Source organism: Bradyrhizobium sp. WSM1743, assembly GCF_000473065.1.
GTDB lineage: Bacteria > Pseudomonadota > Alphaproteobacteria > Rhizobiales > Xanthobacteraceae > Bradyrhizobium.
Map to the genome: position 1 here is coordinate 15,572 of NZ_AXAZ01000011.1, position 24,927 is coordinate 40,498.

Here is a 24,927-nt window from a genome sequence, read left to right on the forward strand (position 1 = left end):
CCTCACTGGTTCAGGAAACGCGGAAACATCGGCATCGGCAGCCCGAGCACGTAGGGGAACAGGATCGCGCAGCCGAGCGTCAGGCAGGCGCCGACGATGGCGGCCTCCAGCCAGCGCGTCTCGTGCGAGCCCGTCGCCGCGATCATGAAGCTGGCGAATGCCGTCACCACGAGGCCGAGCGGCCGGATCGCCAGCGCGAAGAAGAGGATCGCCGCCATCACGAACAGCGGTCCGCGCCAGGAATAATGGGCGAGCGCCGCTCCCTCCGTTATGAGGCCCGTCAGTGCGATGCCGGCAGACAGGGCAACCAGGAGCCCACCGAACATACGCGGCGCAGTGCCCGCGCCGAAGGAGAAGCCCCGCATGCCCTGCAAGTCGCTCCCTGCCCACAGCGCGAACAGGGCAACCGCCATCAGGACGACGCCTCCGACATAGTCCTGCGCCGACCGGATGGTCATGAACAGCGTGAGGATCGCCACCACGAGCAGCGGGTACGAATAGATCAGCGCGAGCAGCACCTCGGACGATGCCTTCTTGGTGCCTCCACCGAACGAACCGAATATGGCACTGGGCGCGCCGGCGAGCAGCGCCGTCGCGTGACTGGTGACGACCGCCGCCGGGCCGCGGCCGCTGCCCCAGCCGAAGATCGTTCCGATCGACCAGATCAATTCGAAAATCTGCGGCGCAATCGCCAGCAGACAAAAGCCGAGCGCCACCTGGGTGTTTCGGGTGGCTGTCGCTGAGTGGCCCATCGTGTCGGCCATGCCTGTCTCCTCCGCGACCCGTAAGTCACGAGCACTGTTGTTCTAAATCGGCTGGAAAGGGATCCCCCGCCCGGACCACTGCCTAGCGATTTTCATCACACAATGCCAGCAAAACCCAACACGCCTCCGGCGGGGAGGAGCGATCTGGTGCATCTCGGGCACCGCCGCCGCGGCTCCGCCGACGGCGAACAGCGACATCAGAGCGAAGGTGGAGATCAGCGCCGAGATCGGGCTGTGGCCGGTCATGCTGCTACTTTCCGCCGCAGGAAAAAAGCGGCGCCGATGCTGACTGGGATCGCGACCAGGACCCACCGAAACCGGCGAGCCGAAGACCAGAAACAGCGCGACCAGGCCGGGCGGCGCGGTGGCGAGAACCGGCTGTTGGAGCGCCGGTGCTGAATCCGAGGACATGTCAGGAGTTTAGAATAAGGGTGGCCGCCGCGGCCAAAACGGTCCGGAACCTATCCAAAGGGAACCACAGGATCGCGCTTCCAACCCTCTGTTTTTTGGGAGCTTTGCCCCCTATATTGGGGGTGCCGGTTCGCCGGCTATGGAAATAAACGGTCGTCGCAATAAACCATTCGGACCCGGGGGCGGTACCCGGCGCCTCCACCAAAGCCCACCATCGGGCAAGCCTGAAGCTGAGCTTTGGCGGGGGCGAAATAGGATCGACGAGGGCGTAAAGGGCGTACTTTTTCCCGGTATTGTTCCGCCGTTATCGGGCTACTGCAATAGTTGCCAACGACAACTTTGCTCCGGTTGCTCAGGCTGCGTAACGCAGTTTGAAAGACCATCTTAAAGTCCTAGCGGGTTAAGCTCCGCTAGGCGGGGTTCGGAGGCACCTGGCAACAGAAGCCTCCACTTTAACTCTTTGATTTCTTCCCGGGCGGGGACTCCTGCTCACCCGTCAGGCGCGGTACTATTGCGGCTTGGCGAGTCGGGCCGGCAGGGTCCGGCTTCGGGGATGCAACAGGACCACCATGGCGACCGATCATATCCGATACGATGTGCTGGCCCGCGATGCGCTGCGCGGCGTGCTGCGGAAGGTGCTGACCGATGCCGCGGCCCATGGCTTGCCGGGCGAGCACCATTTCTTCATCACCTTCGTATCGAAGGCCGAGGGCGTGAAGCTGTCGCCGCGGCTGCTGGCGCAATATCCGGACGAGATGACGATCATCCTCCAGCACCAGTTCTGGGACCTGACCGTGCTCGAGGACCGCTTCGAGGTCGGCCTGTCCTTTGGCGGCATTCCGGAGCGGCTGGTGGTGCCGTTCAGCGCCATCAAGAGTTTCCTCGATCCGTCCGTGAAATTCGGCCTCCAATTCGATACGTCCGATGTCGCTGAAGTGACGCCCGAGAATTTGCCGGCTGCGCCCGCGCCATCGGCCGTATCGGTCCCGGCACCTGCCACGGAAAAGGCAGAAGCTGCCGATGAACCGCCCCCACCGAGCCAGGGCGGCGCCGAAGTCGTACGGCTCGATCGTTTCCGGAAGAAATGATTAGGTTGGGCCCGAGCCCGTCGCACACGGCCAAACTGCCTATATAGAGAAGCACATGAAAAGGCCGTGCGGCGTTTCGCGCGGCGGAATGGATGTGCTCATGGCCAAAGCTTCCCGCTCGAAGACCGCCCGCCCCGCAGCCCGCACCGAGACCGACAGCTTTGGTCCCATCGAGGTCCCAGCCGACCGCTATTGGGGAGCCCAGACCGAGCGGTCGCGGCAGAATTTTCGCATTGGCACCGATCGCATGCCGATCTCGCTGGTGCATGCGCTCGGCATCGTCAAGCTCGCCGCCGCGCAGTCCAATCTCGAGCTCGGCCTGCTCGACCAGCGCCGTGCCAATGCCATCATCCGCGCCGCGCGCGAGGTGATCGAGGGCAAGCTGGACGACCATTTTCCGCTTGTCGTGTGGCAGACCGGCTCGGGCACGCAGAGCAACATGAACCTCAACGAGGTGATCGCCAACCGCGCCAATGAGCTGCTCGGCGGCGAGCTCGGCGCCAAGAAGCCGGTGCATCCCAACGACCAAGTCAACATGAGCCAGTCGTCGAACGACTCGTTTCCGACCGCGATGCACATCGCGGCGGCAAGCCGCATCAATGCCGATCTCGTCCCTGCCCTCGGCGAGTTGCTGCGCGCGCTGCGCAAGAAGGAGAAGGAGTTTTCGAAGATCGTGAAGATCGGCCGCACCCATACCCAGGATGCGACGCCGCTGACGCTGGGTCAGGAATTTTCCGGCTATGCCGCGCAGGTCGAAAGCGGCATCGCCCGCCTCAAGGTCGCGGTGAAGGACCTCTATCCGCTGGCGCAGGGCGGCACCGCGGTCGGCACCGGCCTCAACTCGAAGCCGCGCTTTGCAAAGCTGTTCGCCGAGCACGTTGCCGGAATCACCAAGCTCCCCTTCACCAGCGCCGCCAACAAATTCGAGGCACTGGCCTCGAACGACGCCTATGTGCTGGCGCACGGCGCCATCAATTCGGTCGCGACCGGCCTGTTCAAGATCGCCAATGACATCCGCCTGCTCGGATCGGGCCCCCGCTCGGGGCTCGGCGAATTGATCCTGCCGGAGAACGAGCCCGGCTCCTCGATCATGCCGGGCAAGGTCAATCCGACCCAATGCGAGGCGATGACCATGGTGTGCTGCCAGGTATTCGGCAATCACACCGCCATCACCGTCGCCGGCAGCCAGGGCCATTTCGAGCTCAACGTCTACAAGCCCGTGCTGGCCTACAACATGCTGCACTCGATCCGCCTGCTCGCGGATGCCGCCCGCTCCTTCACCGAGCATTGCGTCAGCGGCATCCGCGCCGACGAAAAGCGCATCAAGGAACTGATGGAGCGCTCCCTGATGCTGGTGACGGCGCTGGCCCCGAAGATCGGCTACGACAACGCTGCCAAGGTGGCCAAGACGGCGCATGCCAACGGCACCACGCTGAAGGAGGAGGCGCTGCGGCTCGGCTTCGTCTCGGCCGAGGAGTTCGACCGGCTGGTACGCCCCGAGAAGATGACCAGCCCGGGATAATTCCGAATTCCGATAGTCATCCGTAATGATACGGACGCTCGGCGCCCAAAAATATGCGGCTTTGCGGGCGGGATTTGATTACCGTCAATGTTGCGGTGGGGCGGCGTGTTACGCAGCCCCCTCTGCCCTCGAGCGGCGAAATCATCCTTTCATACCCCAAGGGGCCGATTGACGAGGACGAGCGAATGGCGATCAAGTCTTGTAGGGCGCAACGCGGCACCCTGTTTCTGAATGTTTCATCCTGCCTGAAGAGGAGCGGATGATGGAGACGCGGCATGGGGAACGTCATCAACCTGAATCGTTTCAGGAAGCGCGCCGAGCGGGAAGCCTCGGCGAAGCAGGCGGACGCCAACCGGGCGAAATTCGGGCGCACGAAGGCGGAACGGTCGGCGGAGGAGAAGCGGGCGGACCAGGCCAAGGAACATCTGGACCAGCACCGGATCGATCGCGAGGAGCAGCCATGAAGTCGCCGGTCGTGAAACGGTCGATCGTCGTCGCCGGTCACAAGACCAGCGTCAGCCTGGAAGAGGCGTTCTGGAACGGCATGAAGGAAATCTCCGGCCTGCGCAACATGACGTTGTCCGAGCTGGTCGGCGAGATCGACAACAACCGGCAGCAGGGCAATCTGTCGTCGGCGATCCGTCTCTTCGTCCTGGACTACTTCAAGAGCCGCGCCATGGCCGCCCAGCCGGACAAGGTCCCGGCCCAATAGCCACCGGGCGCCCTCGACGGAGCCCCGGCCCCTGCACTTTAAAATCACTCTAAGGTGCAGCTTCGACGGGCGCGTGCGCTTGACCTCAATGCCCTGCGTTGAAAATACAGGGCATGACCGACACCACTGACACGCGTTCGCACATGCCGCTGGGTCTGGCCCAGCGTGGCTATACCGGCGTCATCCAGCACCTTGCCGCCAAACAGGCGGGCTCGGCGCTCTCGGACGTCGAGCTCGAGAGCCGCCTGATCGAACTCGGCTTCGTCGAGGGCGCCCGGGTCGAGATCTTGCATGAGGGGCTGGTCGGGCGCGACCCGATCGCGGTGCGGGTCGACAACATCACCATCGCGGTGCGCCGTCGCGAAGCCATGGCCATCATCGTCGCCTAGATCGCGACGGGACGCCTCATTAAAGCTGTTTGCCGGGCCCTTGATCACATGGAATTACCCCTGCTGCATCTCGCCCTGGTGGGCACGCCAAACAGCGGCAAGACCTCGCTGTTCAACGCCCTGACCGGCAGCCGGCAGAAGGTCGCGAACTATCCCGGCGTCACCGTCGAGCGCAAGGAAGGCTTCTTCGTCACTCCCATGGGGCGCCAGGTCTCGGTGGTCGACCTGCCCGGCACCTACTCGCTGCGCGGCCGCAGCCCGGACGAGGAGATCACCCGCGACTTCGTGCTCGGCAAGGCCACCGGCGAGACGGTGCCCGATCTCGTGCTGTGCGTCGCCGATTCCACCAATCTGCGCCTGACCATCCGCCTGCTGCTCGAGCTCAAGCGCACCGGACGGCCGATGATCCTCGTGCTCAACATGTTCGACATCGCGAGCCGCCGCGGCATCACCGTCGACGTCGAGCGGCTCGCCAAGGAGCTCGGCGTGCCCGTGGTCACCTCGATCGCGGTGCGCAAGGGCGGCACGGCCGACCTGCTGGCGCTGACCGACGAGATCTCGGCCAAGCTTGCCACTGAGCCACAGGAGAACAGCTGGCGCGCGCTCAGCGTCAGCGAATTGCGCGCGACCCAGCGCGAGGCCGACCGCATCATCGCCGACTGCGTCAGCCTGCCTGCCAGCCCCGACACCTGGACCGCGCGGATCGACGCCGTGGTGCTGCATCCGGTCGGCGGCCTCATCGTGCTCACGCTGATCCTGTTCGTGATGTTCCAGGCGGTGTTCGCCTGGGCGCAGCCGGCGATGGAGCTGCTGAAGTCGGGCTTCGATGCGCTCGGCGAGCTGGTGCAGGCCACCCTGCCCGAAGGCTTGCTACAAAGCTTCCTGCAGAACGGCGTGATCTCCGGCGTCGGCAGTGTCATCGTGTTCCTGCCCCAGATCATCCTCATCTTCCTGTTCATCCTGCTCCTGGAAGATTTCGGCTACATGGCCCGCGCCGCGTTCCTGATGGACCGGATCATGGGCGGCGCAGGGCTGCACGGCCGCGCCTTCATTCCGCTCTTGTCGAGCTTTGCCTGCGCCATTCCCGGCATCATGGCGACGCGCGTGATTGACAACAAGCGCGACCGGCTGACCACGATCCTGATCGCGCCGCTGATGACCTGCTCGGCGCGCATTCCGGTCTACACGCTGATCATCTCCGCCTTTATCCCCGCGAAGGACGTCTGGGGCTTCATCAACCTCCAGGGCCTCGTGATGTTCGGCCTCTACGCCACCGGCATCGTCAGCGCGCTTGCCGTCTCCTTCGTGATCAAGTTCTTCATGATCCGCGACTATACGCCGGCGCCGTTCATGCTGGAGCTGCCGGACTACAAGATGCCGCGGCTGAAATCGATCGCGATCGGCATCTACACCCGCGCCAAGATGTTCTTGCAGCGCGCCGGCACCACGATCTTCTCGATGATGGTGCTGATCTGGTTCCTGGCCTCGTTCCCGCAGCCGCCGGCAGGCAGCACCGAGCCCGCCATCGATTTCAGCCTGGCGGCGATGATCGGTAAGGCGCTCGCGCCGCTGCTCGCGCCGGTTGGGTTCAACTGGCAGATCGCGGTCGCGCTGATCCCCGGCATGGCGGCCCGCGAGGTCGCGGTTGCAGCCCTCGGCACCGTCTATGCGATCGAAGGCGGCAAGGAAGCGGCCGAGCAGATCGGCCAGGTGCTGGCGACGAAATGGTCGCTCGCGACCGCGCTGTCGATGCTGGCCTGGTACATCTTCGCCCCGCAATGCGCCTCCACGCTCGCCGTGATCCGGCGCGAGACCGGAAGCTGGGGATGGATGGGCGTGACCTTCACCTACATGCTGGTGCTGGCTTATGCGGCGAGCCTCCTGACGTACAACGTCGCGGTCGCGCTGGGCGCGGGATAGCGCCCTCTCAAAACGAAAACTGCGAAAACAACCCCATGCACAGTAGGCGGGGGCTGTGAAATCAATCGGTTACGGATTATCCTAAGCCCGCTTGCTCCGTCGGGCAAAACAGTGGCATCATGGCATCGTCGAGGATGGGCAAGGCTCATGCCTTGGCGGACACCGGATTGGTTCCCAGCGGAAGGATTCTGGATTGCTTCGCTTCGCTCGCAATGAGGGTGTTGATGCGGTCGTGAGGGACGAGCCCTACCTGAAATATCCCAGCACGAGATCCACGTCCGCGCTGCGCGCCACCGTGCCGTTCAGCTCGGCGTCGATGACGCGGCGACAGGCTTCGATCGCCGCTTGGTCGCCGAGGTCGTTGGCGGCTTCCAGCACGAGCCAGGCGGCGTCGACCGATGCCTTTTCCGGCGCACCGCCGCCGAGATCGGCGGCGGGGGCCTTGTTGATCTTCTTGCGAACGGCGGTGCCGAATTGAGGCAACATTGCAGACACTCCCCTCTCCTCAGTGGACCTGAAGCTCGGGCTGACGGCCCGCCTCGGCGCCCGCGCCGGTCTTGCGCGACTGGTAGAACTTCAAGATGCTGCGCGAGGTCTCGATCTTGAGCCGGCCGAACTCGCGCTCATTGTCCTGGAGGTCGCGCGCGGTGATCAGATGATCCTTGGCGCCGAGAAACAGGAGCGACATCGTCGTGTCCCAGGAGAAGTCGAGCGCCTTGCACAAGACCAGCAGCATCTCGCGATTGCGGTCCATCAGCGCGCGCTCGATTACGTCGACAGGCAGTGACGACAGCAGCGACAGGCCGATCTGCACCTCGTCGAAGCGGTGCTGGCGCGCATAGTTCGAGATGGAGTCCTGATTGAGGTTGCCCTGCCGGTACTGCGTCGTGACCACGCGCTTGGCGACGAAATAGCTGCGCGAGGACGGACCGAACTTGGACTGGAGATCGCCGGTGACCTCGGTCACCGAGCTCTGGATCTGCGCCATCATCTCGGGCCGCTCGGTCTCGAGGCGGCGGCGGACGTCTTCCGAGGCCTTCGAGATCAGCTGCTGGAAGATGTGGCGCGGCACGTCCTTGCGCAGGCCGAGCTTTTCAGCGAGAATCGAATCGCCCTCGGCACGGCGAACCATGTGCAACAGGCCCGAGCCCGAGAAGCGCGCGCCCTCGTTCTTGGCAACCGACGTCACGACCTCTTGGTTGCCGCGCTTGACCAGCACGTCGGTCACGGCTTCGCCGAGCGACTGGCGCTGGGAAATCGCAAGCAGATGCGCCTGGCCCTTGGTCATGGCGCTCTCGACCAGCATCTTTTCGTCGATACGGGTGGAGTCGCGCAGCACGGGGCCTGCGACCTCGATCTCATCGTCGAGGGCGAGCTTTTCGATGACGTTGAGCGGGGCGTGATCGCACGCCGACATGACTTCAGAGAGCTGCGCGCGCGCAGCAACCTCGATCTCGTCGGCGAGCCTGCCGATGACCTCGCCGAACATGCTGATCTCATCGTCGCTGTAGCGGCCGGTGATCAGAATATCGGTCGCATGCCACAAGGCCTTCGCCCTGCTTTCGTCGGTGCCGCGCGCGATCGCGTCGTCCAGATCCTGTAGAAGCGATTTCGCCCCGTTCATCTCGATCACCCCAGTTCTTGGTAGCCCTTTGGCGAACCATCCCGCGCCGCTCGCGGCGGGACGCCAAATTCCTCTGGGAACCGACACTAGAGATGAAACGCGAGAATTCAGTAAAATCGGCAAATCAGTTTTGCCGACGAAAATTCATTCAAATGCGAAGGAATGCGTTAACGGGCTGGCAAGGTGCTGCGGACGGCTCACCTCTCCCGCTTGCAAGCGGGAGAGGCGTAGGCCGCCTTCGGCGGCCGTCCCCTCAAAAAAGACGCCGAGGCAAAGCCTCGGCTATGGCGAAGCGCCGGGTGAGGGCTCTCTCCTCTTGGTGACTATCCCGTTGCGGAGACACCCCCCAACCCTCTCCCGCAAGCGGGAGAGGGAGCGCACCTCTCGCACAGCTCTCAATTGGCGCCAACCAAGCCGTTCACGGATTCTGCGGCGTCAGCACCAGCGGCGGCTTTGGCCTGGGCTTGGGAGGCGGCGGACCCGGGGCAGGCTTCACGTCGATCGGCGGCGGCAGGGGCGCGAGTTGCTGGCTCGCCAGCGGTGGGCTCGGCGCGGCGGGCGCGGCTTGCGGAGCCTTCGGGGTCGGCGCCACCTTAGGCTTTGCCGGCGCGCGGCGCGGATCCTGGCCCGGCAGCGGCACATTGGCGGGCGCCTGCTCGGGCGCAGCATCCGGAGAGACCAGCGTCGGCAGCGCGGCCGTTGCCGGCGGCGGCTCGCCGCGCTCGATGGCATCGAGCCGCCGCGTCTCGCGATCGATCGTGCGCACCGCGAGCCATGACGACAGCGGCGCGAGGTCGATGGTGCGGCTCAGCTTGTCGGGGGGGCCTGCCGCGAACAGCTGGATCTCCGGCGGGGCACCGGAGAGCCCGGTCATGATCGGCGTCAGGCTGGCGCGGATGTCGGCCTGGTCGGCGGGAATGTCGTAGCCGCCGGAGACGATGGCGCGGGCGTTCTTGGCTTCCAGCGGTGTTGCGCCGACCCGCAGGCGGCCGTCGCGGATCGTGAACGGGATCTGCGCTGAGGGCACCGCAATGCGACCCGCCGACAGCGCAGGCTCGACGAGCTGCCGCAGCCGGTTGTCGTCATTGACCTGGCCGCCGTCGCTGGCGCGGATGGCGATCTCGAACGCGCGGGGATTAAGGCCGGCGATCTCGGCGGATTCGAGCGTCACCGTGCCGTTGCCGGCGAGCGCACCGGTCAAGGCCGCGACGCTGCGGCCCTGGCTTGTCAGCGCCATCTGCACCGAGGCGCGGCCCTTGGGCAGCGCGAGGTCGCGATAGCGCAGCACTGTCGCATCGACATTGCTGAGCTCGATGCGCGCATTCAACGCAAGACCGCCCGCGCCATTGCGCGCGTCAACGCTCGCAGACATCTCGCCGCCCCCGACGCCGCTCTTGAGCGCATCGAGCGCGAGCGACTGCCCGTCACTCCGGAGCGTGCCGCCGAAGGGGCGCAGCTCGATTCCGCCAGGCAACGTTCCGCGCAAGGCCTGGAAGGCAATGCGACCGCGCCAGCTGTTGACGAGTCCTGCAGTGAGCGGCTCGCTCGCATCGCGTCCCGCCGCGCCGATCGCCATCGCGAGCGCGGGCCCAAGGTCGAGCGTATCGAGGCCCACCTCGCCGTCGACGCTCTTCTCCTGATCGAGCGTGACCGCGAGACGCCCGCGCAGATGCGAACCGGCCGCGCTGCCGTCGAGATCGTTGAAGGTCAGGCGGTTGCCGGAGAGCGTGAGGCGCGAGGACAGGCTGACGCTCTGCGCGGACTTGTCGGCCGGGCTGGTCCCGAACAGCGGCGCGAAATTGACGTTGCGCACGCGCAGATTCACGCTGCCTTTGGGCTCCGACAGTTCGGCGCTGCCCTGCGCATCTGCGTCCAGCCCGCCGCCGCTGATCTTCGCGTTCAATTGCAGTGGCCGCCGCCAGGCGCCGCTCAAGCGGCCTTCGAACTGCGAAGCGCCCTCGCCTGCGGCCACCACACGATCGAGCCCGAGCAGGGCCAGCAAGGTGCCGGCCTGCGGTGTCGACAATTTGGAGTCCAGCGTGAAGTCGCTGCTCTGCAATTTGTCGAGATCGATGCCATTGACGGCTGCCACCGGCGTCTGCGCGGCCAGCGTCGCATTGGCCTTGAGCTGCGGCGCGTCGAGATCGAGCACGGCGCGGGCATTGCTGCGATCGGCATGCTCGGCGTTCTTGTCGAGGCTGAGATCGAGCTTGAGACGGGTCGCGCCGGGCAATGACGGGAGGGCATCGAAGCGCGCGCGCACCGCGGGCGCGAACGGCTCGATCAGCGCGGTGAGCTCACGCAGCGAATTGGCCGAGGATTTCAGCGCGAGCTTGCCGGTGGCCTTGGTGCGGTCGAAGCTGCCGCTCGCCTCCGTGGTCACGCCGCTGGCCTGGCCGAAGCGCAACTGCTCCAGGGACAGCGATGCGGGGCTGTAAGCGAGTTTGGCCGCGAACGGCCGCAGCTCCTGGCCGGCGGAGATGGCGCGGCCGATATCGAGCGAGAGCTTTGCTTCCTCCGGCCATTCGCCCTGCGGCCCGGCCAGCGCGCGCACGAAGCTCGCGGCGGCATCGAGGTCGAGACGGTCGGCCCTGAGGTCCGCATCGATCCGCGAGCCCTTGCTCGCGCCTGCTCGCACGAAGGCGATGCGGCCCTCCACCGCGCCGCCTTCGATGTCGGCCTTCAGCCTGTCGATGGCGAGATGATTGGCAGCGATCGTCACGTCGCCGGCGAGGCGCAGCGGCCGCGTGCTGCGGCGGTTGATCTCGCTGCGGCCCTGCAGCCAGGCGACCAGCGTGTCGGGGTCTGAGGACTCGACGCTGAGACGGCCGCTGAAACTGTCGGCGCCGGGAGCCGCGCCATTGAGCGAGAGCTGCGTCATGCCAGGTGCGCGCAGCTCGAGCCGCCGGAAGGTCCAGGACCTGCCGTCAGTCGCGAGCTCGGTCGCGATGTTCTGGAGCGGTCGGCCACCGAGCATGATCTGATCGGCATTGAACTCGATCTGCGCCGGGATCGGCACCTGCGGGATCGCCGCCAGCCCTGCGCGTAGCGCCGGCATGACGCGCTGCGGATCAGCATCGTCCTTGGCGGTCAGCCTGTCGGCATCGACCTGCCGCGCCGACAGCACCGCGCGCAGCAGCGGCGAGGCGCCGAACCTGAGGTCTCCGACGCCGCCGAGCTTCAGCGCGGTGTCCTCCGTGCCGAAGCTCGCATCGATCTGATCGAATTTCGCGCCAGCCGGATCGGCCTTGAACCTGGTCGCGAGCTTCCAGGGCGTGGGCCCCGCCTCGCCCGCCTTCTTGGTCGCAGGCACGGCGAGCGTCAGCGCGCCGTCGAATTTCGGCTGGCGATTGTCGAATGCGAGCACGCCTTCGAGATCGGCGAGGAAGGCGCGCTCGCCGGGATCGATGTTGAGGTGGAGGCGGGTCGCGCTGCCGTCGGCGCTCGGGCCGGAGGAGATGCGGAACGGGTAGCGCACTCCGCTAGCGGTGAAACTGCCGTCGCCGCGCATCGAGCCTGCGAGCGAGCGCACGTCGCCGGAGAAGGCGATGTCGCTCAACTCCAGCGTCGAGCGGCTGGCGGCATCGTGCAAGGCGATGCGGCCGCTGAGGTTCAGCCGCTCGATGGCGAGGGACGCCAGATTGAAGGTGCCGCTCGCGCTGGAGGGCAAATCGACCCGCCCGCGCGCATCGAGGCCAACATCGACCGCCATGCCGCCTAGCGTGAGCTCGGTGGCGCGCCATTCGCCGCGCATCAGGGAGCCCAGGCTGAACTCGACGTCGAGCTTGTCGGCGCGCAGGCGGCCGAGATCGTTGTTGCTGCCGAAGGTGACCCGGCGCAGCCGCAGCGTCGGCGTCGGTAACAGCCGCGCATCGAGCTCGCCCGCCACCCGCACCGGCACGCCGATGATCTTGCTAGCCTCCGCCTCGAACTGGGGCCTGAACTGGTTCCAGTCGATGTAGTAAGGCCCGACCAGCGCGGCCAGCAGCGCAATGATGAAGGCAATCGCCAATCCGAGCAGCGTCGTCTGCACGGGTCTCCCCTCGGCCAAACCGGCCCGGGCCGAACCTGAGGGCCTCAGGCGCGCCGGAACAGCCCCTTATATAGGGGGAAGTGTGGCGAAGTCACAGCGACTGTTGCGCGCGGAGGTTAACGGGAAAGACCCTCATGGTGAGGAGGCGCGGAGCGCCGTCTCGAACCATCGAGGCCCGGCTGTCGCCCGCAACCATCCTTCGAGACGCCCGCTCCGCGGTCTCCTCAGGATGAGGAGCTGCGCTCGCGATGCCAACTCCTACCAGCTCGCCGGCAGCCGCTTCAGCCCGCGCAGCACGAAGGTCGGCCGCCATTCCGGGTTTGCGACGTCGTCGATGCGCAAGTCCGGCAGCCGCCGTAACAGCGTAGCGATGGCGATCTCGGCCTCGATGCGCGCCAATTGGGCCCCCAGGCAGAAATGGATGCCGCCGCCGAACGACAGCGGCTTGACGTTCGCCCGGGTGACGTCCAGCCGGTCGGGCCGATCAGGGTAGACCGCGGGGTCGCGGTTGGCCGAGCCGAGCAGGCACAGCACGGTCTCGCCCTTGGGAATTTTCACGCCGCCGAGATCGTCGATCTCCTCCAGCGTGACGCGCCCGGTCATCTGCACCGAGGAATCGTAGCGCAGGAATTCCTCGATCGCGCCCACCATCAGCTCGGGCCGCGCCTTGAGCAGCGCAAGCTGGTCCGGATTGCGGTGGAGCGCGAGCAGGCCGTTGCCGATCAGGTTGACGGTGGTCTCATGGCCGGCCCCGAACAAGAGGATGATGTTGGCGGTCAGCTCCTCATTGGTGAGCTTGTGGCCGTCCTCCTCGGCCTGCACCAGCTGGGTGATGAGGTCGTCCCCGGGACTACGGCGGCGCAGCTCGAACAATTGCTGGAAATACATCTGCGCCATCAGGTTGCGGGCGTTGCTTTGTCTGATCTCCTCTGGAGACAGGGGCACAGGGTCGAGCAGCCGCCCGCCATCGCGCGAGCTCTTGTAGAACACCTCGCGATGCTCCTCGGGGATGCCGAGCATGTCGCAGATGATGGTGACAGGCAGGCGGAAGGCGAAATCCTCGATCAGGTCCATGTGGCCGCGATCAATCACGGCATCGATCGTCTGGTCGACGATCTCCTGGATCCGCGGCCGCATGTCCTCGACGCGGCGGGCGGTGAAGGCCTTCACCACGAGGCCGCGCAGGCGGGTGTGGTCCGGCGGATCGGCTTGCAGCATCCAGTGGCTCATGCTGCGAAACACCGGCTCGTTCATGATCTCGGGACCGTAGCGCCGCGTGGTGCGCTCGACGAAGTCCTTGCCGAAGCGCTTGTCGCGCATCACGAGGCTCACCTCGACATGACGGCTGGTGACGAACTGGCCGAACGGCGTCACATGGATCGGATCGAGAGTGCGCAACCGTTCATAGTGCGGATAGGGATCGCGGATGAAATCCGGCGAGAGCGGGTTGAACAGCGGTCCGCCAACGGGTTGCGCTTGCTCGTTCATGGTGACCTCGGATCGGTTGCCGCATGACACGAATACGCAAGGCTGCCCCAATCGCCTGGCGTAACCATTCCCCGAAATAATCAACTCGATACATTGTTGTATTGAGTTGCAGTTTGCCCTAACTTGGGCCGATGTCAAGGGTGAGAACCAGACCGACCAGGGACGACACGCGCGACAAACTGTTCGAGGCGGCCGCGCGCGTGTTCGAACAGGACGGCATCGGCGGCGCCAGCATCGAGGCGATCGCGGCGGCGGCGGGCTTTACCCGCGGTGCGTTCTATTCGAACTTTGGGAGCAAGGACGAATTGATCATCGCCATGCTCGAGGACCATGTCGAGCAGTCGATCCGGCGCAATCTCGACATCCTCGCGCAGCACGACAATCTCGACGATTTCATCGCGGCGCTGAAGACGATGGATCACAGCCGGCAGGATCCGCTGGGACGCTCGCCCCTGCTCCACATGGAGATGATCCTGTTCGTCGCGCGCGCCGAGACGCGCCGGCCCGAGCTGGCCAAACGCCTGCGTGCGCGGCGCAAGCTGGTCGCCGACATCATCGAGGCGACGTTGAAGAGCAACGGCAAGAACAGCTCGCTGAACCCGCCCTGGATCGCCTCCATCGTGCTCGCGCTGGAGGACGGCTTTCGCCTGCACCGGCTGATCGATCCGGAGACGACGCCGGCCGACAGTTTCCTGCGCGCGATCAAGGATCTCAGACGCAGGACGGGGCTGGCCTCCGCCTAGCAAGCGAGCTGCGAGATTTGTCGCAGGATCGGACAAGGCAGGTCCGCTTTGGGAAAGACGCTTCGATCCGCGCTGCGCGACAAGCAACCCCCATCGTTCGAATCCAGGGTTCGGTCCTGCCAGAGTTCCCGAGCGGCGCAGCCACGCCGATGTCCCTTGTCGAGGCCCTGAGGGCGGTTGCCGGTCTTCCGCCAACGGCGCGGGCGAGCTTTTGCCGGGGCCGATGCGTTCGCGGCACCTACGCCCCCTCGGATCAGGCCAAGGAGATCACCAAGTCCCGCAGCTTCACCATGCCCTCCCGGGTGCTGGCGCGCTTCTCGGCGGAATGCGACAGCCCGAACGCGGTCGACACGCACGGGTGCTCGCTGCGCGGCTTCAGCTTCCGGCTCGGCAGCGGCCTTCACCGCTCCGAGATTCTCACCCAGAGCGCCCCGGTTCATTTCGCCAGAACGCCCGACCAGATGCTGGCTTTCCTGCAAGCGCGCATGCCGGGACCGGACGGCAAGCCGGACGTTGCGCAAGTCGCGACATTCTCCGCCGCCAATCCCGAAACGCTGCGTCAGGCAAGCTACCTTGCGGCAAATCCACCACCTGCAAGCCTTGCCTGCACGACCTATTGGGGCGTGCACGCCTTTCCCGCAACGAACGCAAAGGGAGAGACACGGTTCATCAAGTTCAAGGTGGTGCCGGTCGGCCCAGAACGCAGGCCGGCCGAGGACGCGGCCACGGCCACCGGCTTGTTGCGCGATCTCGAGTCCCGGATTGCGGCGCGCGATGTCAGGTTCAGCGTGATGGCGCTGCTGGACCGTCCCGGCGACCCCGTCATGGACGTGACCAACCGCTGGCCCGATGAGGATGGGCACGACGCGGTGCGCCTCGGAACGATCGTGATAACAGGATTCGATTCAAACGAAGCATGCGACGCGGCCGTGTTCAATCCAGCCAATCTTGCCGAAGGCATCGGCCATCCGCCGGACGAGATATTCGCGGCGCGGCGCGCCGCTTACGCCATCTCCCAGACCAGGCGACGCTGAGCGGAAAGCTCAGGTTTCGCTGTCCAGCACGCCCTGCGCCTCACGGCGCCACATTCCCGGGCTGATGCCGACCACCGAGGAGAACACCCGGGTGAAGTGGCTTTGATTGGCGAACCCGGCCGATATCGCAATCTCCGCCAGCGACAGCTCGCGCACCGTCATCAATTGCTTGGCCGTGTCCACGCGCTGGCGCAGCAACCATTGGTGCGGCGGCAGGCCGGTGGAGACGCGAAATGCGCGCGAAAAATGACTGAGGGAGAGATCGAACTCGGCTGCGATCTTCTCCAGCGAAAGCTTGCCGCGGAGATCGGACTCCAGCCTTTCGCAAGCCCGCCTCACCTGCCAGGGAGCAAGGCCGCCGCGCGCCGGCTCGGCGGCGCGCCGCAATCCGCCGTAGGTCGTCGCGACATGTGCGGTGAGCGCGAGCATCATGTGGTCGATGAAGAGCTGGTTGGCCTCTTCAGGCTGCCGCAACGCTGCCAGGAACGATGCGCCGAGATGGCGGATCGTCACATCGTCATGGCCGACGCCGGGCTGATAGGCGAGTTCACCGATGCGCGGCGCGCCGCTTTGTCTCGCCATGTCGTCCAACGCCGAACGGGGCAGATGGAAGAACAGGGAATGGAAGGGCTTGTCGATCACGTAGCGCGGATCGCGTTTCAGATCGTACAGATAAGTGGCGCCGGCATGGATATCGCTCTTGACCACGCATCGGCCGCGCTCCCAGCACTCGCAATCGGCGAAATCGCGGAATTTGAGGCTGACGAGATAGGCGTCCTCCGACGGCATCGACTCGGAAAGACGCGTGATGGGATGATCATCCCGGGTTTCGGTGACGGCGAGCTCGGCGCTGCGCAGCGAACGCGTGACCAGCGTTGGCGGCGCATCCTTCAAATGCAAAAATCGTTCGAGCTTCTGCGCGAAGGCGCCCGCCTGTGTCATGGGAGTGCATCTCGTATGTGCGGAGACTGGGGAGCGGAGGCGCCACCGCCAAATCACGTGCCATTATCCGACATCGGCAAACGACGGTCCAGACTTGCGCTTTGGAACGGCAGCCGTGTGACTCCTCGCCGCATCCATTGTCACAGAACGTTTTCACAAGAGATTTCAACGGATTTTGAGTCCGCTCGCGCGATCTCCGCTCAATGCCTCGACAACTCGTCGCTCGCGCATCGTGCGATTGTGAAAGCATGCGCCTCCGCGGAGCATTGCGCCTGCACCCATCTCCGCATCATGCTGAGCGACAGGAGCGATCCATGCCTCGGCGTCGCCTCGGCTCCCTCATTGCCCGCTCGGTGTCGGCTCCTCGCTACTTCTTCTTTGCGGGTCCGAAGTCCGGCTGCCAGACTGCTTCCTTGCGGGACGGGGCCGCGGCAATCACCTTGGCTTTGTCCTTCTTCGGCTTCTTGGCTTCGCGGTTGCCGCGTTGCTGGCCTTTAGCCATCTCGCTCTCCTTTGCTGGTTTGAGCTCGTCGAATTCATTCGGTTGCAGGACCCGGCCGCGCGGGGTGCAGACCCTGACGTCCATGTAGCCCTCGCGCAGCAGTTTTTCCGCAAGGCGTAGCGCGACCGTCGCAGTTCCGCGGCCGAGATTGGAGCTGCCGTATTCGTTGGTCCCGCTGACCAGATACTGCACGCGTGTTGTCCTAGCCATTGAGGACCGCGGCTCCGCATATGAGAAGCAGAAGAAACAGCGGAACGATCACCGGCGGCACGATCCATTCCGAAATGCGAACACGCGACATCGAACGCTCCTGCGCAGCCTTCGGCGGGAGCACACGTGCCCTCAGTCACCGGTCGAAGCCGTCGAGACGCGCGGTGATGGCAACGAGCCTACGCCCGCGCCGAACCAATAGCGAGCGCTAAGTGCCTCTTGCCGTCGCATCGCGACATTATCGTTTGCCGCCACGGAGACGATAGTGCTGGCTATTGCCGTGCCAAAGGCGCATGCTCGCAGCAGCCGGCACCGGTTGGGGCTTCACTTGCGAAAGGCAGGCGTGCATGACCATCCGCTCGCGGCGAAAATCCGTCTCGTTCAGGCAATACGTTCCGCATGAACTTTGTCGATCTTGCGAATGCGCAAGCTGCAGACGCGAGCATCGCCGATGACTGACCAGCCGGTCGATCTCGACAAGCACCGTGGCATGGCCGCACAAAAGGCCACCGACCTGCGCCGCGCGCTGGCCGAGGTCGAGGCCCATGTCCGAGAGCTGCGCGAGCGCGAGGCCGATCTCGAACATCGCATGATGACGGTGCCCGCTGCGTCCTGGCCGGAAGCCGCGGTGAAGGCGCGCCATCTGCTCAACCTCTATGCTGCGAGCCTGCCGGCCGAGGACACGCGCCACCGCGCGCTTGTGTCGGCGCTGTTCGACGATTTCGTCCGGCTGTCCGGGGACGGCTGAAGCGAGCGAGCTGCACTCTCAAAACGTGCATGCTCGGCGCGAGCCGGGAAGCGGGCGCGCGGTCAATGATTGGATGGCGCGAACTCGCCGAGAAGCGAACACGTAACGGAGTGAGCCATGACCCTGACCAGCGGCCGCTTTATTGGCCACGAATACGACCGGATGATCGTCCGGTTCTCGATGCATGACGGCGCCAGGGAGATTCCTTGCGCGATCTCGACCTCCGCGATGGACGATCTCGAGCAGGGCCCGCGAGTGAAGCCGGAGCAGCGGGAGGCCCAATTCGCCCGTCTACGGGATCGCATCGAAGCATGCGCCGCGAGCAAGTATCGCGCCACGGAGTTCGAAGGCACGCCGCCGGGCATCGTGCTCCGAGGCATCGATTTCAGGTAATCCGGACGTAGATCGTTTCTACTCCGCTCGTGCTTTGATCTCCGGCAAGGGCGGCTTGCGCTCGAAAGGCTTCTTTTTCGGTGGCGCGGGCAGCAATCCCTCCCTGATCGCCTGCTTCCGGGCGAGCTTGCGGGCGCGGCGAATGGCCTCGGATTTCTCGCGGGTCTTTCTCTCGGACGGCTTTTCGTAGGACCGGCGCTGCTTCATTTCCCGGAAGACGCCCTCGCGCTGCATCTTCTTCTTGAGAACGCGGAGCGCCTGCTCAACATTGTTGTCTCTGACGAGTACGTGCAATTGATCCTCCTGGCTCGGGCTGCGAATGCGAGACGTCCTGCAGGGCAGCCAATTGCGCAGGAGCTTCATTGCGATTGTTGAGGATAGCAGCGGCGACATTCGTCGCGGCTTCGGACGAGCCGATCTGCTTTGTCACAGCGAGCAGCTTGGTGACGTCAACGTGACCACTGTCGCGCAGCGCTGTCAATCGATAACGTCCTGCTTGCAGGTCGACGGATGCACGCAAAGCGCCTCGATCGGAACAGAAGAACTGTCTCGCGGAAAACAAACTGGCTTCGCTCCTTGCAAAACCGTGAAATTCATATATATTGGACTCGTTCGATTAGCCGCTGTGCCTTGTTGAATGCGCCCGCGGGCTCCTTTTCCAAAGACATCGACGAAGTTGAAGGTAACCGCGTGATTGTCGCGCGGGATGCGCTTGCGCGCTTTGGAGAAGAAAATGACGACAGGTACAGTCAAGTGGTTCAATGGCCAAAAGGGCTTCGGTTTCATTCAGCCGAGCGACGGCGGCAACGATGTGTTCGTTCACATCAGCGCCGTTGAAAGAGCTGGTCTCACCGGTCTCGGAGAGGGCCAAAAGGTCAATTTCGAGATCAAGACCGATAAGATGCGAGGCAAAGTCAGCGCTGAGAACCTCTCGCTGGCTTGATATCGTGGCGCCGTTTCACGGATGTACTGAAACGGTTGCTTTGCCCGCTCGATCCCGGGATTGAGCGGGTTTAGCCGTTGCGGATCCGGGTGAACGATGAGCACCAAGAAACCGGCAGAGCCGTCACCCGAAAGCATTGCGCGTTCCGATCGCAAGCGCCTGGCCGCTGAAGAGGGAGCGCGGGCATTGGCAGAGGTCGAAAGACAAGCCATCGAGGTTCGCAAGAACATGGCGCGGCTCCGGGAGGTACGCGAGGCGAGGGAAGCGGCTGATGAAGCTGTTCGAGCAGCTTTGCCAGCGCCTCCGCTCAAGAAGCGTTCAAGGAAGCCGGCGCGATAGTCGTCTTCGAGGCCGCCGGCAAAATCTGAAGTGCCGATCACATGCCGGAGAGTGCAGATCGTGCCTAGAATCAAGCCAGACCACGGAACCATCACCTTCTTTCTCGCGTCGGGCGCAAATCGGCAAATGTGCCGGCTTGCCACGACCTTCAACACGCAGAAGCAGGCCTTCAGCTATCTCCAGAAGCATCGAACGGAGTTCGAGCGTATGGCGCGAGCGCGTCTGGCCTCAGGCGAGCTCGAGGACGGCATTGTCGTGCTTTCGATGCTCTAGTCAGTGCGGACACGTGAGCGAGAGCACGTTTGGCGGTCTCAATCTGCCCGTTGAACTGTTTCGTAGACGAATGTCGCTCTCAAGACGGGGCCGCTCGCATCCCGAACGTTGATGGCGACGCCATCGCAGCTGGCGAGCGGCTCGAGCTGTTTGGCAATGTCGGCAAGAGACAGCGCCGCCTCGATCTCCGCGGCCCGCCGGCTGGCCAAATCCAGACCTTCTTCGTCTAAGACGAGCGCTTCACCATCCCAGATGTCAAAGTAGAATTGCGACACTAGGTCTTCCTCTCGGACTGGCTTCGTCGTTCAGCCTCCCTCGCCAGCCGTTCAGCCTTCAGTCGCTCCCGATTTGCGTGGAAAGCCTGTTCTGCTTTCTCGTAATCGGTCGGGGGCTTCGTCGCGGTCTGCTTGAAGAGCTTGTTCGCCTCCTTCGCTGCATGCGATTGGGAATGCCGTCTCATTGCTCGTCCTCCTGTCGACAGCCTGCCGCTCGGACGGTGGCGCTGCTTTCCGGTTTACGGGCCCATGCAGTTTGCAAACAGGACATGGCGCGGGGCCGCTCCGGCGGACGCCGAAGACCAAACCGCCGGTCGCCGATGCGTTCCTATCGGCCGGGAATATCGCTCAAAGGCGGCTACGCCGACCGCTTCACCGCAGCCCGCCCGCGGAAGCCAGGTCGAGCCGCCCCGGCATCGTTCTCGCCTGCTCGGCGCAGTGCTCGATCAGTCAGCGCTCGAAAGCTACGGGCGCGAGCGCAGGCGCGTCGCAGGCAATGCAGTGCGTCGGGAACTCACTGCGCAGTTCGGCGCTGGAGCTCGTGCAGCCGGCCAGCCACGGCCCGCACCTTGCCAGGCGCTGCCTGCCAGATCGCGAGCGCCGACAATCCGCTCACGACCATTGCGACGGCGAAAGCCAGCGTGTAGTCGCCGGCGCGATCATAGAGCAAGCCGGTTACCCACGGTCCGGCCGCACCACCCGCCAGCGCCGCCAGCATGATCGTGCCGAAGATGCTGCCCTGGTGCCTGCCCTGGAAAATCTCGAACACCACCGCGCCCATGATCGAGGTGAGGCCGTAGCCGAGCGCGCCTTGCGTGAACACCATGAGATAGACCAGCCAGAACGAAGATTGATACTTCAGCGCGATGAGCGCAGCGAAGCAGACGACAAAACCTGCGCAGCTGATCGCCCAGACCCATTCCCGGCCAATGCGGTCGGAGACATGGCCGAGCACGATCTGGCCGGGAATGCCGAGCAGGCTGACGATGCCGAGTGCGCACACCGCAACGCTGGGGCTGAAGCCAATGTCGAGCAGGAATTTGGTCTGGTGCACCTGCACCGCGTACCAAATGTAAAGGCCGCAGAAATAGCCCAGCGCGATCCACCAGAACCGCGCGGTCGCGATGGCGCGTTGCAGCGTCCATTCGGTGCCGGCCCAGGCGGGATCGACGATGTTGGAGACGGATTTTGCGGCGCCTGCGACCGGGGCGGCATCGCCGTCCGGCTGCAGGCCGATGTCCTCGGGGCGCTTGCGCAGCAACAGATTGATCGGCGCAAGCACGATCAGGACCAGCAGGCCCATCGCGGTGCAGGCGGTGCGCCAGCCGGTCTGTTCGATCATGTGCTGCACCCATGGCAGCAGCGTCACCGAGCCGATGCCGACGCCGGCGAAGGCGATACCGATGGCGAAGCCGCGCTTGCGGAGGAACCAGTTCGGCAGGAACAGCGACTGGCCGGAATAGCCGAGACAGACGCTGCCGGCGCCGACCATGACGCCGATGGTGACATAGAGGTGCCAGGGCGCGCTGGTCAGCGGTGCCAGCAGCAGCCCGCCGCCCATCAGCACGACACCGAGCTCCATCACGGCGCGCGGGCCGGCGCGATCCATCAGGCGGCCGATCAGCGGGCTGACCACGCCCGACACCACGAAGCCGAAGGAGAAGGCGCCCGCAGTGACACCGCGCTCCCAGCCGAACTCGGAGATGATGGGCGGAAAGAACAATGAAAAGGCGGTGCGCGCGTTGACGCCGATGGCCATGGTGACGAAGGTCACGGCGACCACGACCCAGCCGTAGAAGAACGGAAGCCGCATGGTGTGCTTATTTCATCCCTGGACGGTCCTTCGGACCATCCGGGGATGCTCTGGTCAAGCGCTTTTCGCGCATGCCCCTTAGGCGCGCTCAGGCGGCGTCGAGCTCTGAGGATTTGACCGGCACGTCGAACAGGATCCGCTCGATCGGCTGCGGCCGCCCGAACAGATAGCCTTGCGCAAAATTGACGCCGAGCGCCTTCAGCCGCTCGAATTCCTCGCGGGTCTCGACGCCCTCGGCTGTGACCGACATGTCCAGCCCGCGCGCCAGCGTCACGATCGAGGAGATGATGGCGGATGAGCGCGGTTGATGCGTGAGGTTGCGGATGAACGACTTGTCGATCTTGATCTTGTCGAACGGGAACGCGGTGAGATAGCTGAGCGACGAATAGCCGGTGCCGAAATCGTCGAGCGCAAGCTCGATGCCGAGGTGCTTCAGCCGCTCCATGAAGGCGTGATTCTCGCTGCCGCGCTCCAGCAGCACGGATTCGGTGATCTCGATCTCCAGCCGCTGCGGCGGCAGGCCGGAATCGGCGAGCGCCGCGCAGATCATTTCGAACAGCTCGGCTTCCTTGAACTGGATCGGCGACAAATTGACGGCGACCATGAGATCGGAAGGCCAGCCGGCGGCGTCCGCGCAGGCGCGCCGCAGCACGAATTCGCCGAGCGGCACGATCAGCCCGGTCCCCTCCGCGAGCGCGATGAACTGGTCCGGCGGGATCAGTCCGCGCGTCGGATGTCGCCAGCGCACCAACGCCTCGAAGCCGCGTCGTGCGCCGCTGAGGGCATCGACGAACGGCTGGTAGTGCACCTCCAGCTGGCAGCGCGCGATGGCGTCGCGCAGATCTCCTTCCAGCGTGTTGCGGGCCTCCAGCTCGGCCGACATCGCCTCGTCGTAGATGGTGAAGCAGTTGCGGCCGGCCGATTTCGAACGATAGAGCGCCAGATCCGCCTTCTTCAGGAGCTGCTCCTGGTCGCTGCCGTGATCCGGCGCGATCGCGATGCCGATGCTGGTGCCGATCTCGACGCGGTGCCCGGGCAGCAGGAACGGTTCGCTCACGAGCTTGGCGATCCGCGCCGCCAACTCGGTCGAGCAGGCGCGCTGATCCTCGCCGGCTTCCTGGATGATGGCGAACTCGTCGCCGCCGAGCCGCGCCAGCACGTGGTTCGCGCGCACAGCGGACTTCAGCCGCTGCGCCACCTGGCACAGCAGCGCATCGCCGGCTGCATGACCAAGGGAGTCGTTGACGTTCTTGAAGCGGTCGAGGTCGAGCATCAGGATCGAGAAGGGCAGGCCCCTCACGCTCAACTGGCTGTTCATCTCGTCGAGCCGCGTGAGGAAGAAGGCGCGGTTCGGCAATCCGGTGAGGATGTCGGTCTGGGCAAGCTCCAGCACCCGCCGGTTCGCCAGCGACAGCCGCCGCGAATTGCGGCTTGCGAGCATCAGATAGGTCGACAGTGACAGCGTCAGCAGCATGCCGACGGTGAGGACCGCGACGGCGCGATCGTAAGGCGTCGCCAGCGGGCCGCCGGCGGTAGGAGCCGCCCGCACCTGCCAATCAGTGTCCCCGATCCTGAGACTGCCCGACCAGTGCACGGCCCGTGCGATGTCGCGCATCGACTGCTGCGCCGTGGCGGCCGCCGAATAATCTGGCAGCATTTCCTCCAGGCTGACGATCTGCGCCGTGAAGGGCGGGAAGACGTTCATGCTGACCGCGGGGCTTGCTCCGGTGGTCACGCGAATGGACTGGATCAGCAGCGGCAGGTCGAAGATGCCGACCACGAAGCCGGTGAGATTGCGGCGCCGATCCGCGATCTCCTCGCGCGAGGTTCCCTTGGCGTAGACGGGAATGGCGACGAGGACGTCGGGCGACCGGCCGCCCTCCTTCGGCTCGAACAGGCGCGTGCGAATGGCCGCGACGCGATCGTTGTCGCGCGCGCGCTCCAGCACCGCCCGCCGCTCCGGAACTGTCGTGTAGTCCATGCCATAGACCGACGAGGTCTTCGGCTGAGTCGAGTAGAACACCGGAAAATATTCGTCGCTCTGCGGCGCGGTGACGAAATCCTCGCCCTGGAGCGACTTGATGCGATAGCTGGAAACGCCGTCCCTGATCACGGCGGTCTCGTATTCTGCGCGCTCCTTGCGGCTGACGCGCGGCAACCAGGCAATGCGCAGCATGCCGGGATGGCGCTCGAACAGGCGGGCGCTGAAGGTCTCGAATTCGCTGCGGGTGACTTCGTCGTTGGTCGACTCGAACAGCGTGCGCAACGCGAGAAGCCTCGAGATGTACTCGTTCATGCCGTTCTGCATGACGATGGCCCGGGTCTCGGCGACGTTCTCGAACTCGATCCTGTTGACGCGATCTTCCCATCGCGCCACGGCGGCAGCGCCCATGATCGAGAACAGTAGGCCGACGCCGACCGCGACGAGCGCAGGGCGATAGAGCCCGAGCAGCGGCGCGGCACGCCACCATCCGCCTCTACGCTTCCGATCCTGATCGTTCTGATCGCGACCGCCCATCTCGAAGCCGCCGTCCCTATCCCCACGAGCCGAACCTCTGGTTGAGGTGCCGGCGCCGCTATCGGAACAAGACTGCGGTTAAGAACTGCACAATTTCGGAACCCGACCGTTTTGCAATGCGGAAATTAGTTAACGAAGTCTGCGAACGAGCCAGCATTGTGGACACAAGTTACCGGTTTTACCCGGAGTATTACGGGCCTTCGACACAGTGCCGCTTAGCGAGCTGTTCAGGCTCGCGAGGGT

25 protein-coding genes, 1 other RNA gene and 1 pseudogene are annotated in these 24,927 nt (G+C 64.8%); 14 read left to right on the forward strand and 13 right to left on the reverse strand.

Annotated features, from left to right (window positions below):
- Window positions 1–2 precede the first annotated feature (2 nt).
- Complete coding sequence (locus tag YU9_RS0108990; protein WP_027572506.1) at window positions 3–764, reverse strand: tripartite tricarboxylate transporter TctB family protein; 762 nt, start codon at window positions 762–764, stop codon at window positions 3–5.
- Window positions 765–902: 138 nt separating this feature from the next.
- Window positions 903–1,010 (reverse strand): annotated as a pseudogene (locus tag YU9_RS45565) (chromate transporter); the annotation flags it as partial.
- 250 nt (window positions 1,011–1,260) lie between these two features.
- On the opposite strand from YU9_RS45565, the gene ssrA reads away from it, so the two are divergent.
- The 7 genes from ssrA to YU9_RS0109025 all read left to right on the forward strand — a co-directional run bounded on the left by ssrA (window position 1,261) and on the right by YU9_RS0109025 (window position 6,806).
- Window positions 1,261–1,627: a transfer-messenger RNA gene (ssrA, locus tag YU9_RS45070) on the forward strand.
- Between the two features lie 117 nt (window positions 1,628–1,744).
- Window positions 1,745–2,263 (forward strand): SspB family protein, encoded by a 519-nt coding sequence (locus YU9_RS0109000; RefSeq protein ID WP_027572508.1) that lies wholly within the window; start codon window positions 1,745–1,747, stop codon window positions 2,261–2,263.
- 88 nt (window positions 2,264–2,351) lie between these two features.
- On the forward strand, window positions 2,352–3,785 hold the full coding sequence (gene fumC, locus YU9_RS0109005) for a class II fumarate hydratase (RefSeq protein ID WP_027572509.1): 1,434 nt from the start codon (window positions 2,352–2,354) through the stop codon (window positions 3,783–3,785).
- A gap of 275 nt (window positions 3,786–4,060) precedes the next feature.
- Entirely contained in the window at window positions 4,061–4,249 is a 189-nt protein-coding gene (locus tag YU9_RS0109010; protein WP_027572510.1) for a DUF4169 family protein, read from the forward strand.
- Window positions 4,246–4,497 (forward strand): ribbon-helix-helix domain-containing protein, encoded by a 252-nt coding sequence (locus YU9_RS0109015; protein WP_025038043.1) that lies wholly within the window; start codon window positions 4,246–4,248, stop codon window positions 4,495–4,497. Before YU9_RS0109010 ends, YU9_RS0109015 begins: the two co-directional genes overlap by 4 nt.
- Window positions 4,498–4,610: 113 nt before the next feature.
- Window positions 4,611–4,886, forward strand: a complete 276-nt coding sequence (locus tag YU9_RS0109020; RefSeq protein ID WP_027572511.1) for a FeoA family protein — start codon at window positions 4,611–4,613, stop codon at window positions 4,884–4,886.
- Window positions 4,887–4,934: 48 nt separating this feature from the next.
- A complete protein-coding gene (locus tag YU9_RS0109025; protein ID WP_027572512.1) occupies window positions 4,935–6,806 on the forward strand; it encodes a ferrous iron transporter B in 1,872 nt (623 codons plus the stop codon).
- 246 nt (window positions 6,807–7,052) lie between these two features.
- Here the strand turns inward: YU9_RS0109025 and YU9_RS0109030 are convergent, their stop codons facing one another.
- The 4 genes from YU9_RS0109030 to YU9_RS0109045 form a co-directional block, all read right to left on the reverse strand.
- On the reverse strand, window positions 7,053–7,292 hold the full coding sequence (locus tag YU9_RS0109030; RefSeq protein WP_027572513.1) for a hypothetical protein: 240 nt from the start codon (window positions 7,290–7,292) through the stop codon (window positions 7,053–7,055).
- Between the two features lie 19 nt (window positions 7,293–7,311).
- On the reverse strand, window positions 7,312–8,430 hold the full coding sequence (locus YU9_RS0109035) for a DUF2336 domain-containing protein (RefSeq protein ID WP_027572514.1): 1,119 nt from the start codon (window positions 8,428–8,430) through the stop codon (window positions 7,312–7,314).
- Window positions 8,431–8,848: 418 nt separating this feature from the next.
- Window positions 8,849–12,463 carry an AsmA-like C-terminal region-containing protein gene (locus YU9_RS0109040; RefSeq protein ID WP_027572515.1) on the reverse strand — a complete coding sequence of 1,205 codons (3,615 nt, stop codon included), beginning with the start codon at window positions 12,461–12,463 and terminating at the stop codon, window positions 8,849–8,851.
- A 258-nt stretch (window positions 12,464–12,721) separates the two neighbouring features.
- Window positions 12,722–13,951 carry a cytochrome P450 gene (locus YU9_RS0109045; protein ID WP_027572516.1) on the reverse strand — a complete coding sequence of 410 codons (1,230 nt, stop codon included), beginning with the start codon at window positions 13,949–13,951 and terminating at the stop codon, window positions 12,722–12,724.
- Between the two features lie 131 nt (window positions 13,952–14,082).
- Between YU9_RS0109045 and YU9_RS0109050 the strand changes: the two genes are divergently transcribed.
- Complete coding sequence (locus YU9_RS0109050) at window positions 14,083–14,694, forward strand: TetR/AcrR family transcriptional regulator (protein ID WP_027572517.1); 612 nt, start codon at window positions 14,083–14,085, stop codon at window positions 14,692–14,694.
- A 116-nt stretch (window positions 14,695–14,810) separates the two neighbouring features.
- Complete coding sequence (locus tag YU9_RS0109055; protein WP_027572518.1) at window positions 14,811–15,728, forward strand: catalase; 918 nt, start codon at window positions 14,811–14,813, stop codon at window positions 15,726–15,728.
- Between the two features lie 9 nt (window positions 15,729–15,737).
- On the opposite strand, the gene YU9_RS0109060 is transcribed toward YU9_RS0109055, so the two are convergent.
- Window positions 15,738–16,670 carry an AraC family transcriptional regulator gene (locus YU9_RS0109060; RefSeq protein ID WP_027572519.1) on the reverse strand — a complete coding sequence of 311 codons (933 nt, stop codon included), beginning with the start codon at window positions 16,668–16,670 and terminating at the stop codon, window positions 15,738–15,740.
- A gap of 367 nt (window positions 16,671–17,037) precedes the next feature.
- On the reverse strand, window positions 17,038–17,382 hold the full coding sequence (locus tag YU9_RS45075) for a hypothetical protein (RefSeq protein WP_156951773.1): 345 nt from the start codon (window positions 17,380–17,382) through the stop codon (window positions 17,038–17,040).
- Between the two features lie 451 nt (window positions 17,383–17,833).
- Between YU9_RS45075 and YU9_RS0109080 the strand changes: the two genes are divergently transcribed.
- Both YU9_RS0109080 and YU9_RS0109085 read left to right on the forward strand, forming a co-directional pair.
- Window positions 17,834–18,130: a hypothetical protein gene (locus YU9_RS0109080; RefSeq protein ID WP_027572520.1), complete on the forward strand. Its 297-nt coding sequence runs from the start codon at window positions 17,834–17,836 to the stop codon at window positions 18,128–18,130.
- Window positions 18,131–18,247: 117 nt separating this feature from the next.
- Complete coding sequence (locus YU9_RS0109085) at window positions 18,248–18,523, forward strand: DUF1488 domain-containing protein (RefSeq protein WP_027572521.1); 276 nt, start codon at window positions 18,248–18,250, stop codon at window positions 18,521–18,523.
- A gap of 18 nt (window positions 18,524–18,541) precedes the next feature.
- Here the strand turns inward: YU9_RS0109085 and rpsU are convergent, their stop codons facing one another.
- Both rpsU and YU9_RS47535 read right to left on the reverse strand, forming a co-directional pair.
- The gene (gene rpsU, locus YU9_RS0109090; protein ID WP_027572522.1) at window positions 18,542–18,817 is read right to left on the reverse strand and encodes a 30S ribosomal protein S21; all 276 of its coding nucleotides are present in this window, start codon (window positions 18,815–18,817) and stop codon (window positions 18,542–18,544) included.
- Window positions 18,786–19,043, reverse strand: a complete 258-nt coding sequence (locus tag YU9_RS47535) for a hypothetical protein (protein WP_198028219.1) — start codon at window positions 19,041–19,043, stop codon at window positions 18,786–18,788. The genes rpsU and YU9_RS47535 overlap by 32 nt, the downstream gene beginning before the upstream one ends.
- 213 nt (window positions 19,044–19,256) lie before the next feature.
- Between YU9_RS47535 and YU9_RS0109095 the strand changes: the two genes are divergently transcribed.
- The 3 genes from YU9_RS0109095 (at window position 19,257) to YU9_RS0109100 (ending at window position 20,078) form a co-directional block, all read left to right on the forward strand.
- The gene (locus YU9_RS0109095; protein ID WP_027572523.1) at window positions 19,257–19,466 is read left to right on the forward strand and encodes a cold-shock protein; all 210 of its coding nucleotides are present in this window, start codon (window positions 19,257–19,259) and stop codon (window positions 19,464–19,466) included.
- Between the two features lie 96 nt (window positions 19,467–19,562).
- Entirely contained in the window at window positions 19,563–19,805 is a 243-nt protein-coding gene (locus YU9_RS49800) for a transcriptional regulator (protein ID WP_084298931.1), read from the forward strand.
- A gap of 51 nt (window positions 19,806–19,856) precedes the next feature.
- On the forward strand, window positions 19,857–20,078 hold the full coding sequence (locus YU9_RS0109100) for a hypothetical protein (RefSeq protein ID WP_027572524.1): 222 nt from the start codon (window positions 19,857–19,859) through the stop codon (window positions 20,076–20,078).
- A gap of 38 nt (window positions 20,079–20,116) precedes the next feature.
- On the opposite strand, the gene YU9_RS0109105 is transcribed toward YU9_RS0109100, so the two are convergent.
- The 3 genes from YU9_RS0109105 to YU9_RS0109115 form a co-directional block, all read right to left on the reverse strand.
- Entirely contained in the window at window positions 20,117–20,353 is a 237-nt protein-coding gene (locus YU9_RS0109105) for a hypothetical protein (RefSeq protein ID WP_027572525.1), read from the reverse strand.
- Window positions 20,354–20,867: 514 nt separating this feature from the next.
- On the reverse strand, window positions 20,868–22,166 hold the full coding sequence (locus YU9_RS0109110; RefSeq protein WP_027572526.1) for an MFS transporter: 1,299 nt from the start codon (window positions 22,164–22,166) through the stop codon (window positions 20,868–20,870).
- An 88-nt stretch (window positions 22,167–22,254) separates the two neighbouring features.
- Window positions 22,255–24,684, reverse strand: a complete 2,430-nt coding sequence (locus YU9_RS0109115; RefSeq protein ID WP_027572527.1) for an EAL domain-containing protein — start codon at window positions 24,682–24,684, stop codon at window positions 22,255–22,257.
- Window positions 24,685–24,927: the final 243 nt, after the last annotated feature.